This window comes from Ottowia sp. (genome assembly GCF_047601385.1).
Taxonomy (GTDB): domain Bacteria; phylum Pseudomonadota; class Gammaproteobacteria; order Burkholderiales; family Burkholderiaceae_C; genus Ottowia.
In genome coordinates this window covers 3,912,035-3,924,394 of sequence record NZ_JASGJP010000001.1, presented here as the reverse complement: position 1 = coordinate 3,924,394, position 12,360 = coordinate 3,912,035, and the positions used below count along the sequence as shown (strand labels likewise).

General features: G+C 67.2%; 13 protein-coding genes. 6 read left to right on the top strand and 7 right to left on the bottom strand.

The features are described from left to right. Positions 1 to 26: 26 nt before the first annotated feature. The 4 genes from QM772_RS18940 to QM772_RS18925 are packed head-to-tail and all read right to left on the bottom strand — an operon-like array spanning position 27 to position 3,893. Positions 27 to 962 carry a dihydrodipicolinate synthase family protein gene (locus QM772_RS18940; protein ID WP_415139274.1) on the bottom strand — a complete coding sequence of 312 codons (936 nt, stop codon included), beginning with the start codon at positions 960 to 962 and terminating at the stop codon, positions 27 to 29. A 20-nt stretch (positions 963 to 982) separates the two neighbouring features. Beyond that, on the bottom strand, positions 983 to 2,125 hold the full coding sequence (locus tag QM772_RS18935) for an NAD(P)/FAD-dependent oxidoreductase (protein ID WP_415139653.1): 1,143 nt from the start codon (positions 2,123 to 2,125) through the stop codon (positions 983 to 985). Positions 2,126 to 2,130: 5 nt separating this feature from the next. Further along, the gene (locus tag QM772_RS18930) at positions 2,131 to 3,570 is read right to left on the bottom strand and encodes an NAD(P)/FAD-dependent oxidoreductase (RefSeq protein WP_415139272.1); all 1,440 of its coding nucleotides are present in this window, start codon (positions 3,568 to 3,570) and stop codon (positions 2,131 to 2,133) included. Beyond that, positions 3,567 to 3,893, bottom strand: coding sequence for a (2Fe-2S)-binding protein (locus QM772_RS18925; protein ID WP_415139270.1), 327 nt, complete (start codon positions 3,891 to 3,893; stop codon positions 3,567 to 3,569). The genes QM772_RS18930 and QM772_RS18925 overlap by 4 nt, the downstream gene beginning before the upstream one ends. Positions 3,894 to 4,100: 207 nt before the next feature. Between QM772_RS18925 and QM772_RS18920 the strand changes: the two genes are divergently transcribed. From QM772_RS18920 to QM772_RS18905, 4 genes are all read left to right on the top strand, one after another. Further along, positions 4,101 to 4,934 carry a transporter substrate-binding domain-containing protein gene (locus QM772_RS18920; protein WP_415139268.1) on the top strand — a complete coding sequence of 278 codons (834 nt, stop codon included), beginning with the start codon at positions 4,101 to 4,103 and terminating at the stop codon, positions 4,932 to 4,934. A gap of 77 nt (positions 4,935 to 5,011) precedes the next feature. Continuing rightward, positions 5,012 to 5,680, top strand: coding sequence for an amino acid ABC transporter permease (locus tag QM772_RS18915; protein ID WP_415139266.1), 669 nt, complete (start codon positions 5,012 to 5,014; stop codon positions 5,678 to 5,680). Next, complete coding sequence (locus QM772_RS18910) at positions 5,681 to 6,370, top strand: amino acid ABC transporter permease (RefSeq protein WP_415139264.1); 690 nt, start codon at positions 5,681 to 5,683, stop codon at positions 6,368 to 6,370. Continuing rightward, positions 6,348 to 7,085, top strand: a complete 738-nt coding sequence (locus tag QM772_RS18905; protein WP_415139262.1) for an amino acid ABC transporter ATP-binding protein — start codon at positions 6,348 to 6,350, stop codon at positions 7,083 to 7,085. Before QM772_RS18910 ends, QM772_RS18905 begins: the two co-directional genes overlap by 23 nt. A gap of 29 nt (positions 7,086 to 7,114) precedes the next feature. Here QM772_RS18905 and QM772_RS18900 read toward each other — a convergent pair whose 3' ends face one another. Further along, a complete protein-coding gene (locus QM772_RS18900) occupies positions 7,115 to 7,867 on the bottom strand; it encodes a GntR family transcriptional regulator (RefSeq protein WP_415139260.1) in 753 nt (250 codons plus the stop codon). A 195-nt stretch (positions 7,868 to 8,062) separates the two neighbouring features. On the opposite strand from QM772_RS18900, the gene QM772_RS18895 reads away from it, so the two are divergent. Together QM772_RS18895 and QM772_RS18890 are read left to right on the top strand one after the other, a co-directional pair. After that, positions 8,063 to 8,404: a TfoX/Sxy family protein gene (locus tag QM772_RS18895; protein WP_415139258.1), complete on the top strand. Its 342-nt coding sequence runs from the start codon at positions 8,063 to 8,065 to the stop codon at positions 8,402 to 8,404. Positions 8,405 to 8,758: 354 nt separating this feature from the next. Beyond that, complete coding sequence (locus QM772_RS18890; RefSeq protein WP_415139256.1) at positions 8,759 to 9,925, top strand: alpha-hydroxy-acid oxidizing protein; 1,167 nt, start codon at positions 8,759 to 8,761, stop codon at positions 9,923 to 9,925. A gap of 15 nt (positions 9,926 to 9,940) precedes the next feature. On the opposite strand, the gene QM772_RS18885 is transcribed toward QM772_RS18890, so the two are convergent. Together QM772_RS18885 and QM772_RS18880 are read right to left on the bottom strand one after the other, a co-directional pair. Beyond that, on the bottom strand, positions 9,941 to 11,437 hold the full coding sequence (locus tag QM772_RS18885) for a hypothetical protein (RefSeq protein WP_415139254.1): 1,497 nt from the start codon (positions 11,435 to 11,437) through the stop codon (positions 9,941 to 9,943). A 191-nt stretch (positions 11,438 to 11,628) separates the two neighbouring features. Further along, entirely contained in the window at positions 11,629 to 12,111 is a 483-nt protein-coding gene (locus QM772_RS18880) for a CreA family protein (protein ID WP_415139252.1), read from the bottom strand. Positions 12,112 to 12,360 lie beyond the last annotated feature (249 nt).

The following is a 12,360-nucleotide window of genomic DNA, read 5'->3' as shown; positions in this document are numbered from 1 at the left end:
AACTCCTGGAGAGATGTCTTTCGCCTTCAGGCACTCACGCCGGCATCCGCCAGCGCTCGTTCGAGACGAGCCACTTCGGCCTGCGGCAGCGGGCCGATGGGCAGGCGCATGGTGTCGCTGGGAATCCGGCCCAGCAGCTTCAGGCAGGTCTTCAGGCGCGCGGTGGCCCAGCCGACCGGCGCCGTGCCGTAGATGGCCTTGGCCAGCGGATAGATCCGGTCGTTGAGCGCGCGCGCCCTGTCGAGCTCCTTCGCGCGCACCGCGGCGTCCAGCTCAATGACCAGTTCGGGAACGATGACGGCCAGGCTGACCAGGCTCCCCTCGCTGCCGACGGCGAAGCAGGTGAACAGGTGTTCATCGCCGGAAGCCATCATGGCCACGTGCGGCGCCACGCGCTTGACGAGGCGCAGATGGGCCTCGTAGGCGGCCGTCTCCCAGCTCCCCTCCTTGACGCCAACCACATCGGGCAACTGCGCCAGTTCCGCCAGCACTTCGAGGCTGTAGGCCATGGCGCCAGCGTTCACGCCGGCCTGATAGAGCATCAGCGGCATCCGGGCGTTGGCATTCGCCACCGTGTGGTGGATGACGGCCATGCGGCTGTCCTGCGAAAGCGCCCAGGAGAAAGGCGGGAACAGCAGGACGGCATCGGCCCCGGCGGCCTTGGCGTCGTCCACGTGACGCTGTGCCTCGTGGCTGTCTTCGGCATTGATGCCGCACACCAGCACGGAATGGCGGCCGCACACCTCCACCGCGATCTGCGCCACGCGCAGCTTCTCTTCACGCGAGAGGCTGAAGTTCTCGCCGGCGTGGCCGTTGATGAGCAGGCCCGTCATGCCAGGCACGAAGGCATTGGCCTCCAGATGGCGCGCCAGCGCCGGTTCGTCGATGCGACCGTCGGGATGAAGCGGGCACACCGTGGCCGCGTAGATGCCGTGAAAAGGATGGGAACGTTGAGGAAGCATTCGGGGTCTTGCGTGAAGGTTCAGGCGCCGGGCATGGGCATGCCCAGCAAGCGCGCGGGATCGAACAAGGGAAGGTCGGGCTCCTGCCCCAGCATGTGCTGCGCCAGGATGCGGCCCATGAAGGGGCCGCTGGTGTAGCCGGAGTGCGCGCTGCCGACGACCCAGGCATGAGGTACGCCCGGCACATCGCCGATGATAGGCATCGCATCGGCCGTCTCGGCCTCCAAGCCCAGCCAAATACGGGCAACGCGTGCTTCCGCCAACGCCGGCACCGCATAAGCGGCCAGGCGCATGTTGCCAACGAGATTCTGCGGCCGCGCCTCGACGCCGCCGCGTTCGCGATCGCCGTCGCCCTGCCAACCGCCGCCGATCAATACCGTGCCGTTGGCGAATTGCTTGAGGGACAGCAGGCCGTTGGCGACGCTGAGCACGGTTCGCATCACCGGACGGATACGCTCGGTCACCACGAGCTGGTTGATCAGCACCTTGATCGGAATCCGCACCCCCAGCATGGCCAGCATGTCCTCGATCCAGACGCCGCCGGCCAGCACCACCCGCCGCGTGCGCTGAGGCTCTAGACCAGTGCTCTTCGCAAGTCGTACCACGTGGCCATGGTCGCCGGAGTCGATGGCCTGCACCGGCGCGTTCTCGAACAGATGAGCGCCAGCCCGCGTGAGCGCATGGCGAAAAGCGCGGCCCGTGAGGTAGGCGCTGGCAAAGCCGTCGATCTCGCAATACCCCGCCTTGAGCAGAGACGGGTGCAGCCCCGGCTCGATCTCCCTCGCCCGCGCCGGGGAGATCACCTCGATGGGCGCGCCGTATTCTCGGCGAACCCTGGCGCGAAGCTCGACCATCTCGCATTCGGCCTCGGTGAAGGCAAGGGTCAGGCCTGGCACGTGCGTGGCCAGCACACCCATGCCCAGCCAGCGCTCCGCGTCCATCCACATCTGCCAGGCGCGCATCGCATAAGGAATGAGCCCCGCGCGAGTCATGTGCAGCGTGAGGGTGCCGGCATTCACGCCGGAGGCTTCCCTGCAGAGCAGCCCGCGGTCGACGAGCGCGACGCGCATGCCGCCCTGCGCGAGGTGCAGCGCGGTGGAGCAGCCCATGACGCCTGCGCCGATGACGACCGCATCCCAGGCCTGTGGAGCGTTGCTGGCCATGGTCGTCACAGCGGCGCCGCCTTGGGAATGGGAATATCCGCGTAGGTGTATTCGCCCGCCACCTCGGACAACCCGACCGGCCTCAGCGGCGCCCGGCCGGTGAAGCAGCCGGCGGCTTCCCGGCTGCCCACCTGCAGGGCCACGAGTCCGCCCGCGATGTCGCCGCAGGTGCGACCCTGGCAGGGCCCCATGCCGCAACGCGTCCACGCTTTGAGCTGGTTGACGTCCCGCGCGCCGTCCCGCACTGCGGCATCTATCTCGGCGCGGGTCACGTCCTCGCAGCGGCATACCACCGCCTCCGGGGCGATGCCTCTGACGGAGCCTTCGCGCAAGGCCATGAGCGCCGCCATGGTGTTTCCGAAGCGGGCGCTTCGTGCCCATCGAGCCGCCAGCGGCGCTCGCTCGCGGGCGTGCGAAGATGAGTCGATGGCGCCCTGGTCGAGCGCGCACGCCAGCGCGGCGATCTCGCCGTGGGAGCCTGCCGCCGCCGCGCCGGCGATGCCGGCACCGTCGCCTGCGATGTAGAGCCCCGGAATGCTGGTGCGACCGTCATCGTCCGACCGGGCGATCCAGCCGCCCAGCCTGCGCTCGAAGCGATGGTTCGCCCGCAGCAGGCGGGTGACGTCGGTGCCGGGCACCAGCCCGTTGCCCACAGCCACCGCATCGGCGTGCAATTCGTGGGCGTGCGCACCGCCCTGGGCAGGTGCGCCTTCCGCATCGACCGGGCCAATCAGCACCTTGAAGCCGCCCTCTTGCGGCGAGACAGAGCGAATGGCGTGGCGGTAGTACACCGGCACGCGCGCCGATCGCAACCGCCACTGCCACTCGATGCCCTGCAGCAACAGAGCGGGGTGCCCGAGCAGCGAAGGCAGGGTGCCCAGCCACTCGCCGCGGCTGGCCAGGTCGACCACGGCGGCCACTTCGCCGCCCGCCTTGAGAAGGCCGTTGGCCACCGCGAGCAGCAACGGGCCGCTGCCGGCCACGACGGTGCGGCGGCCCGGCAGCATGTTCTGCGATTTCAGCAGGATGGTGGCGGCCGCCAGGCCGATGACGCCGGGCAGCGTCCAGCCGGGAAAAGGCACCACGCGCTCCGTGGTGCCCGTGGCCACCAGGATGGCGCGCGGCTTCCAGCTCACCGAACCGCCCGGGCCGATGACATCGCAACGCAGGTCCGACCCGATGTTCCAGACCTTGTGGCCAAACCGGCATTCGATGCCGGCATCGCGAAGCTCCCGGCGCAGCGCATCGCCCGCCCGGGCCTCCGCCGAAAGAGGCGCATCGTTACGCCGCGAGAACGTGACAGGCAGCGGACGCCAGACCTGTCCGCCGGCATCGGGGTTCTCGTCGACGAGGAGCACCGACAGGCCGCAGGCGCCGGCTCGCAGCGCGGCACGGGCGCCGGCCGGGCCGCCACCGATCACCAGAAGATCCAGCCTGTCGCTCATGGCTGCCTCTCGCGCCAGGCCAGCGACTCCACCTCCAGCCCATCGCTCACCGGCACCTGGCAGGAAGGCAGCTTGCACGCACCGACCCATACGAGACACTCCTGGCAGGAGCCCATCAGGCAGAAGGCGCCACGCGGCGCGCCGGCGCGCGGACTTAGCCTGAGCTCGCGCCAGCCGGCGGCCATGAGCGCAGCCGCCACGCTTTCCCCCGCGAATGCCTCGACGCTCCGGCCGTCCATGAGCAACCGCAGCGGCGGGCCCCGATGCACGGCCGCATCGCTGCGCAACGCGCGGGACGAGGGGGAAGTTCGTTGTGGAGACATGCGGATCAATGCTTGCTGCGAGGCCGGAAAGCAAGGGATATGCCTGACTGGACCGCGGCAGTCTTATTGTATACATTCAATATATGAATGTTATATTTTTTGCATTCATGACCGGGATCTGGCATGCATCTTGCGACCCTCCCCGCAGTGCGTGAGCCGGCCATGCAGGCCGCCGCCAATCCCTTCAACATCCAGGAGCCATCTCTCATGAAGCAAATCAGGAATGTCAACCGCCGCCGCGTGCTGCTTGCCGCCTCGGCGATGCTCGGGGCCACGCTGATGGGCCTGTCCAGCGGCGCATTTGGGCGCTCGCTCGACGAGATCGTCGCCAGCAAGAAGATCGTGTTCGGCGTCAACCCGACACTGCCGCCGCTGGGCATCTTCAACGACAAGAACGAAATCGATGGATTCGACGTCGATGTCGCGAACAAGATCGGCGAAGTGCTGGGCCTGAAGACGGAGATCGTGCAGGTTGGTTCGCCGGATCGCATTCCCTTCGTGAGCAGCGGCAAGATAGACGCCGTGCTGGGCGCCATGACGATCACGCCCGAGCGCCAGAAAGTGATCGATTTCACCGTTCCAGTGCATACCGAGGTGCTGGGCGTGCTGACCACCAAGTCCAAGCCCTACAAGAACTGGATGGAGCTCAACGACCCGGCCGTGAAACTGGTCGAGGTACGCGGCGCCACGCCCGTGAAGCTGGTCCAGGAGAAACTGCCCAAGGCTCAGCTGCTGCTGCTGGACAACTACCCCGACGCTGTGCGCGCCATCGCGCAGGGCCGTGCCGACGCGATGATCGACGTGATGGACTTCATGACCGAGCACACCCGCAAGCACAAGATCGACTGGCGCATCGTCGACGCGCCTATCGAGGTCTATTTCTGCGCCATCGGCGTGCAGAAGGGCAGCGATGCTCTGCGCGAGAAGCTCAGCGGCGCCATCAAGCAGCTGCATGCCAGCGGCTACATCGACGAGCGCTGGAAGAAATGGTTCGGCGGCCCCATGCTGCATGACCCGCGCACCGCGCCCGGCTACAAGTAGGCACGGCTTCTCGACCACCCACGAACGCTGCGCCGCCCTGCTCCGGCAAGCCGCGCGGCGTAACTCAGCCATCCACCATGCAAATCGATTTCACACCGGTTCTGGAGCGTATGCCCTATCTGGTGGCAGGCGCCTGGCTCAGCCTGCAAATCGCGTTTCTGGCCTTTGCAATGGGCATGCTGATCGGCCTTGCCGGTGCTTCGGTGCGCGCCTATGGTCCGCGCTGGGCCCGGCGGATCGTGGACATGTACGTGGCCTTCTTCGTCAACACGCCGCAGCTCGTCCAGATCTTCTTCATCTTCTTCGCGCTGCCCGACGCCGGCATTCTCCTCTCGCCCTATCAGGCCGTGCTGATCGGCATGACGCTCAATGCTGGCGCCTATCTCACCGAAATACAGCGCGCCGGCTTCGAATCGGTGCGGCGCCCCGAACTCGAGGCGGCTGAAACGCTGGGGTTCTCGCGGCTGCAGATCATCCGCTACGTGATCCTGCCGCACATCATCCGCGTGCTGTTCCCGCCGCTTTCCAACCAATACATTCTGATGACGCTAGGCACTTCGATGGCGGCGATCTTCGGGGTGGAAGAGCTCACCGGGCGCGCCTACAACATCAACTCCGAAACCTTCCGCTCGATCGAAGTCTTTTCGGTTGCCGCGGTGCTCTATATCGTGATCACTCTGGTGGCCACGCTGTCGCTCGCTTTCATCGGCAAGCGCTTTTTCCGCGCAAAGATGAGGTGGTTCTAGATGTTCGAGCAGATCATCGAGGAGCTGCCGCGCTTCTTCAGCTACTACAACCTGCTGTTTTTAGCCAAGGCGCTTGGCGTCACGTTCGCGCTCTCGGCCATCGGCTGCGTGGTGGGCTTCACCCTGGGTTTCGCGCTGGCCGCGATCCGCCTGACCAAGCGTCCATCCGCCGCGCCTTTGCGCGTCGCCGTGACGCTGTTCGTCGAGCTGTTCCGCCGCGTTCCCTTCCTGGTGACGCTGATGCTGGTGTTCTTCATCTTCCAGGCGCTCAAGGCCGACTTGAGCATGTTCACCGTGGCGCTCATCAGCGTGTGCGTGATCGCCACCGCGTTCATCGCGGAGATCGTGCGCAGCGGGCTGGAATCGGTGCACCACAACCAGTGGGATGCGGCCGCCACGCTCAATTTCAGCTACTGGCAAACCTTGCACCTGGTCATCATCCCGCAGGCTTGGAAGATCATCCTGCCACCCGTGTTCGGCTTCTTCGTCCTCTTCATCAAGGACACCGCGCTGGCCTCGCAGATCGGCGTGGTCGAGCTGGCGTTCGCCGGCAAGACGATGAACAACAAGGGATTCTCGGCCGCGCTCGTCTACGGCATGGTGCTCGTGCTCTATTTCGCGCTGTCCTATCCGCTGGCCCGTTTCGGCAAATACCTGGAGACCCGCCTTGCCCCAACTCGAGATCGTTGACCTCAAAGCCAACTACGGCACCCATACGGTGCTGGAACGCATCGACCTGCAGGTCGAGAAAGGCGAGATCGTGAGCCTCATCGGGCCCTCGGGCTCCGGCAAGAGCACGCTCCTGCGCGTGCTGATGGGGCTGCTGCCGCCCATTGCCGGCGAAGTGCGCATCGACGGGCGCAGGCTTGACTACAACAACCGCGAACAATTGCGCGCCATACGTTCGCAGATGGCCATCGTGTTCCAGCAGTACAACCTGTTCCAGAACATGACCGTGCTGGACAACGTCACGGTCGCGCCCATCAAAGTCAAGGGCCGGCCGCGCAAGGACGTGGAAGACTACGCGATCCAACTGCTCGAGAAAGTGGGCATGGGCGCCAAGCTCAAGGCCTACCCCGACCAGCTTTCAGGCGGGCAGCAGCAGCGCGTGGCCATTGCCCGCGCCCTGGCACTGCAGCCGGGCATCGTGCTGCTCGACGAAGTCACGGCCGCGCTCGATCCCGAACTGGTCAACGAGGTGCTCGACACCGTCCGTATGCTCGCCGCCGACGGCATGACCATGTTCATCGTCTCGCACGAAATGGGCTTCGTGCGGGAGGTTTCCAGCAAGGTGGTGTTCATGGACGGCGGCCACGTGGTGGAAATGGGCGATGCCCGGCAGATCTTCGACGCGCCCACGCACGCGCGCACCCGCGAGTTCGTGGGCAAGATCCTGCGGCACTGAAGCTCGCGCGGCGCCTTCGACCTTTGGCTTCAGAACTCGCTCACCAGCCCGTGACTCAGGCGGGAAAGCGTGTAGCGTGCCAATTGCCGCAGGTGCTGCACCACGGCCTCCGCGGCCGCCCTGACATCGCCCGCCTCGTAAGCGTCGAGAATCGCCAGATGCTCGCCGCGGTCTTCCTCGATGCGCGCGAACGGGTCCACCACCTCGAAGAGACGGCATAGCACGCGAAGATGCGCGATGGTCTCCGCCAGCATCTCGTTGCCGCAGGCGCGGGCGAACATGCCGTGAATCTGGTCGTCCACCTGCCAGTGGCTGGAGCCCTGTTGGGTGGAGTCGAGCGCCAGAATAGCGGCGCGCAGGCGCTGCACCTCCTCTGCCGGAACACGTCCCATGGCCAGCGACACCGCTTGCGATTCGAGGCGTTCGCGCACCTGCAGGCATTGAAAATAGTGCGATGCCGTGATGCGGCGGACCGCGTAGGAACGCGCGTTGGCCCGCATCAGCAAGCCTTCGCCCTCGAGCCGGAGGAGCGCTTCGCGCAAGGGCGTACGCGACATGTTCAGACGCTCGGCGAGCCGCCCTTCCACCAGCACCTCGCCTCCGCTGAGCTCACGCTCCAGGATCAGACGCCTGACGATAAGGTAGGCTCTGTCCGTCAGATTGCTGTTACCCAACCTGGAATCTTGATCCTTTTTTCGCGCCATGACTTTTTTGGATGCAGGCGCTCGCTGCACCTTGTGGATCGAGGCCGGTTTGGAAGTGGATTTGGCTCCAATGCTCATTGTCTGCAAAATGTATGCGATCCAGCGGAGCCTGCGGGCTTTATCCGCGTTTTTCGGCAGGAATGGTCAGCATCTCGGAACGTGCTCCATGTCTCTGCCGATGTGAGAATCTTGCGGGCGCGAGCCCGTCGCCTCTTTGTCTGGCACGCCGATAGCGGCACTGCCAGGCGCATCCAACTGCCGGATTCAGGTTGAATGGCCACACGCCCCGAAACGCTCGCCTTCCTGCTCGACCAGATCGGCGCGCTGCCGGCCGTGCGCACGCGCCGCATGTTCGGCGAGTACTGCGTGTACCTGGACGATCGGCCGACCGCCTTCGTCTGCGACGACCAGCTGTTCGTGAAGATCACCGACGCCGGCCGCGCGCTGCTGGCCGACCCCGTGTTCGGCCAGCCCTACCCCGGCGCCAAGCCCTACTTCCTGCTGCGGCCCGACGAGTGGGAAGACCGCGACGCGGTGTGCCGCCTGCTGGCCGCCACGGCTGCCGAACTGCCCGCGCCCAGGCCACCGGCACCCCGGCGGCGGCTCGCCGGGTAAGCTGCGCGGCGGTACAGCAGAGCCAGTCAATTGCTCCAAAATAAATAGCTTCCAGCGCTTTCCCCACAAGCGCTGGCGGCTTTTTTTATTCTTCACCCTCGTTCCAGGGCAGGCGCGGGACGGCATTGCAGGAGCGGCCCCCCGCGGACTGCGGGCAGAATGCACGCTGTTCGTCCCCCTGAGCCGAGCAGGACGGGTGCCCATCCCCAGGAGCAATTGGGGCAGGCGCCGCGGGCGACTCACGGGGAAGTTCCTGCGCCGGCAAGGCAACCACCCTGGTGGCCGGGCCGGCTTCCAAACCGGCGGGTTCGGCGCCCTGCCCTTGCCCCGCACCACAACCCAGGAGACAGGCGCATGCCCCAGTTCGGCGACTATCAGAACGAGATCTACCTCAAGGGCCTGCAAGGCATCCGGCCCACGCTGCCGGTGGACTTCCGTACGCTCGAAGCACGCGCCGCCGCAGCGCTGCCGGCCTCGGTGCTGACCTACGTGCAGGGCGGCTGCGGCGACGAGGGCACGCAGCGCCGCAACGCGGCGGCCTTCGCCGAATGGGGCATCGTGCCGCGCATGCTGGTCGATACCCGCGTGCGCGATTTGTCGGCCCTGGTGTTCGGCAAGCGCTACGCCTCGCCGCTGATGATGAGCCCCATCGGCGTGATCGGCATCTGCGCGCAGGACGGCCACGGCGACCTGGCGACCGCGAAGGCCGCTGGCATCGCGGGCGTGCCGATGATCGCCTCCACGCTGATGAACGACCCGCTCGAAGCCGTGGCCCAGGCGCTGGGCGGTGGCGACGCCTTCTTCCAGCTCTACACGCCGCGCGACCGCGACCTGGCCACCAGCTTCGTGCGCCGCGCCGAGGCCGCCGGCTACCGGGGCATCGTGGTGACGCTGGACACCTGGATCACCGGCTGGCGCCCGCGCGACCTGAACGACAGCAACTTCCCGCAACTGCGCGGCGCGGCGCTGGCCAACTACTTCAGCGACCCGCATTTCCGCTCCCTGCTCAAGGCCCCGCCGGAGCAGGATCCGGCCACGGCCATCCAGCTCTGGGCCAGCATCTTCGGCCAGACCGTGACCTGGGACGACCTGGCCTGGCTGCGCTCGCTCACCAAGCTCCCGCTCATCGTCAAGGGCATCCAGCACCCGGACGACGCGCGGCGCGCCATCGACACCGGGGTGGACGCCATCCTGTGCTCCAACCACGGCGGCCGGCAGGCCAACGGCGGCATCGCCGCCATCGACCTGCTGCCCGATGTGGTCGCGGCCTGCGGCAGCACGCCGGTGTGGTTCGACTCCGGGGTGCGCTCGGGCTCCGACGTGGTCAAGGCGCTGGCCATGGGCGCCAGCGTGGTCGGCGTGGGCCGGCCCTACGCCTACGGCCTGGCCTTGGGGGGCACGGACGGCGTGGTGCACGTGCTGCGCTCCATCCTGGCCGAGGCGGATCTGCTGATGGCGGTGGACGGCTACCCCGACCTGGCCGCGCTGCGCGCCGCTGGCGTGCGCCGCGCGCGGCCGTAGGGCCGTGCGGGTTATTCAGCGGAATCGGCGCGGTCCTCGGCCCGGCCCAGCCCGCGACGACGACCTCGTGGCCGGGCCCTGGTCGCCGGACCGAGGCCAGCGTCCATAGTAGGCCGCGGCGAACACGACGGCGAACACCGCACCGGCAAGATATGCCCCGGCGGGCATCCACGGGCCGTGGTGCGCCAGGTACCACCACCAGCCCAGGCCCGGCTCGCCCCACTCGGCGGCGCGCGCTATCAACGCCGAACCGAGGGTGACCGAAGGCAGGCACAGCGCGATCGACACGCCAAGCAGCAGCAGCCATCTGGCGGAGGACCGCTCGTTCAGCGCGACCAGGGTGACGATGACCGGAAAGAAGTAAAGCCACTGCCTGCTCTCCGAGCCCATCAGCAGGATGGGCAGGGCCGCCGTCGCCACCGCGCCCAGCGGGAAGGAGCGCGGCGCCAGCGCGGCCCGGCTCGGGCGCAGGCACAGCCCGAGCCCCACCAGAAAGACCGGCCCGAAATAGACCACGTGCGCCACCAGCGGCTTGGCCGGGGCGGCCACCGCCTGGAGGTAGAGGTTGGCGACCAGATTGGGCCCGCGAAGCCCCTCGCTCCAGTCCGTGACGAGAAAGGTGGACAGAAACCCCAGCCCGATCAGGGCCAGCGCCGCCGCCAGCGGACGCCAGGCGACCCGACGCCAGAAATCCGGGCTCGACAGCAGGCGCGTCCACAGGGCCGCGATGACCACCATGCCGACAAGAACGAAGCCGATGGACCAATGCTTGAGCTCGACGAGACCCAGGGGCGTGCCCGGCGCGTGGCGCAGAACCTCCTCGTCGCGCAATCCGAGCAAGGGCCAGCACGCGAAAACGGCCAAGGCCGACAGAAGCAGGAAGACCGGCCACCGCCAGCCCGGCTGGAACGCACGGCCTCCCGCATCGAACGGCAGGCAGGCCAGTGCCAGCGGAACCAGGAAAAGCCCCGGCATCACCCACACCGAGAAGAACCCGACCCCATACAAGACCTTTCGATGCCCATTGAACCAGGCCCACAGTGACACCACAGCCAGCGCCAGCGCCAGGTGATCGCTCAGCAGGGGGTAGAAGACCGGCGCAACCAGATAGGGCCAGCTGAGGAACAGCACCCCCGTCGCGCACAGGGCGACGGCAGGGCGGCCGATCTGCTTTCTCAGCGTGGCGTAGTACAGCGCCGCGGCCCCCGACAGCAACGCGGCATTGACGATGGACTGCAGCCGCGGAATATCTTCCATGCGCACGCCAAGATGCATGGCCAGGGCCGCGGGCACGAACCCCGGCAGCCGCATCCATCGATAAGGACTGTTCTCGACCTGCTGCCCATGCAGCAGCCTGTCGAGGTATTCGAGGTACACCGACCCGTCCCAGCCGGCGCCGCCGTTGACGGGAATCAGCCCGACGACCTGCGAGGTCAGGAAATAGCCGTTTGGCAGCAGAAGCAACAGCCAGGCGGGATGCAGGCCTCGGCGATCCGCTGCCGGCTCGCTCACTGGACCACCCTCCGTCCTTCGGACTGCGGGTGCGAGCGCCTTCGGAGCGGCCGGGCGGCACTCATCGGAACACCCTCCGTCCTTCGGACTGCGGGCGCGAGCGCCTTCGGAGCGGCCGGGCGGCACTCATCGGAACACCCTCCGTCCTTCGGACTGCGGGCGCGAGCGCCTTCGGAGCGGCCGGGCGGCACTCATGGCTTGAGGGGGATCGGCACCGCCCGGTCGATGGGCACGGCCGTCAGGCTGTTCTGCGGCGAGCCTTCGACCAGCTTGTCGGAATACGTCAGATACACCAGCGTGTTGCGCGGCGCATCCACCATGCGCACCACGCGCAGGCGCTTGAAGAGGATCGACATGCGCTCGCTGAACACCTCGTCCTCCTTCGGCAGCGGTCCCTTGAACTGCACCGGGCCGACCTGGCGGCAGGCGATCGAGGCTTCGGCTCGGTCCTCGGCCAGGCCCAGCCCGCCCTTGATGCCGCCGGTGCGGGCCCGCGAGACGTAGCAGGTCACGCCCGCCACCAGCGGGTCGTCGTAGGCCTCGACGACGATCTTGTGGTTGGGGCCGATCCACTGGAAGGCGGTGCTGACGTCGCCGATCTTCTGCGCCTGGGCGCCGGTGGCCAGCACGCCCAACAGCAACGGCCCAAGGGCTGTAATAAATAGTTTCACCATGATCTGATTTTCATCACAATTGGCCGTTGGCGCAAGTACGGCAAGCGCCGGCAGCTATTCTTTTGGAAGCATTCGCTCCCGCATGCGCGCTACCGCGCCAGGGTCAGCGGATCGATCAGCTGCCGCTGGTCGCGCAGGGCGGATTCAGAGCGGTTGAAGGTGGGCGCCACGCGCGCATCCGGCGGCCGGCTCGGCCCATGCTAGCCCCGGTCGGGCTCGCCGCGCATCCCCTGCATGGCGTAGAGCGCG

Bases quoted from the DNA above. Each gene is read 5' to 3' on its own strand.
- QM772_RS18880 (WP_415139252.1), bottom strand. From the start codon at position 12,111: ATGGTGAAACTATTTATTACAGCCCTTGGGCCGTTGCTGTTGGGCGTG.
- QM772_RS18910 (WP_415139264.1), top strand. From the start codon at position 5,681: ATGTTCGAGCAGATCATCGAGGAGCTGCCGCGCTTCTTCAGCTACTAC.
- QM772_RS18930 (WP_415139272.1), bottom strand. From the start codon at position 3,570: ATGAGCGACAGGCTGGATCTTCTGGTGATCGGTGGCGGCCCGGCCGGC.
- QM772_RS18925 (WP_415139270.1), bottom strand. From the start codon at position 3,893: ATGTCTCCACAACGAACTTCCCCCTCGTCCCGCGCGTTGCGCAGCGAT.
- QM772_RS18915 (WP_415139266.1), top strand. From the start codon at position 5,012: ATGCAAATCGATTTCACACCGGTTCTGGAGCGTATGCCCTATCTGGTG.
- QM772_RS18935 (WP_415139653.1), bottom strand. From the start codon at position 2,125: ATGGCCAGCAACGCTCCACAGGCCTGGGATGCGGTCGTCATCGGCGCA.
- QM772_RS18895 (WP_415139258.1), top strand. From the start codon at position 8,063: ATGGCCACACGCCCCGAAACGCTCGCCTTCCTGCTCGACCAGATCGGC.
- QM772_RS18890 (WP_415139256.1), top strand. From the start codon at position 8,759: ATGCCCCAGTTCGGCGACTATCAGAACGAGATCTACCTCAAGGGCCTG.
- QM772_RS18940 (WP_415139274.1), bottom strand. From the start codon at position 962: ATGCTTCCTCAACGTTCCCATCCTTTTCACGGCATCTACGCGGCCACG.
- QM772_RS18900 (WP_415139260.1), bottom strand. From the start codon at position 7,867: ATGAGCATTGGAGCCAAATCCACTTCCAAACCGGCCTCGATCCACAAG.
- QM772_RS18920 (WP_415139268.1), top strand. From the start codon at position 4,101: ATGAAGCAAATCAGGAATGTCAACCGCCGCCGCGTGCTGCTTGCCGCC.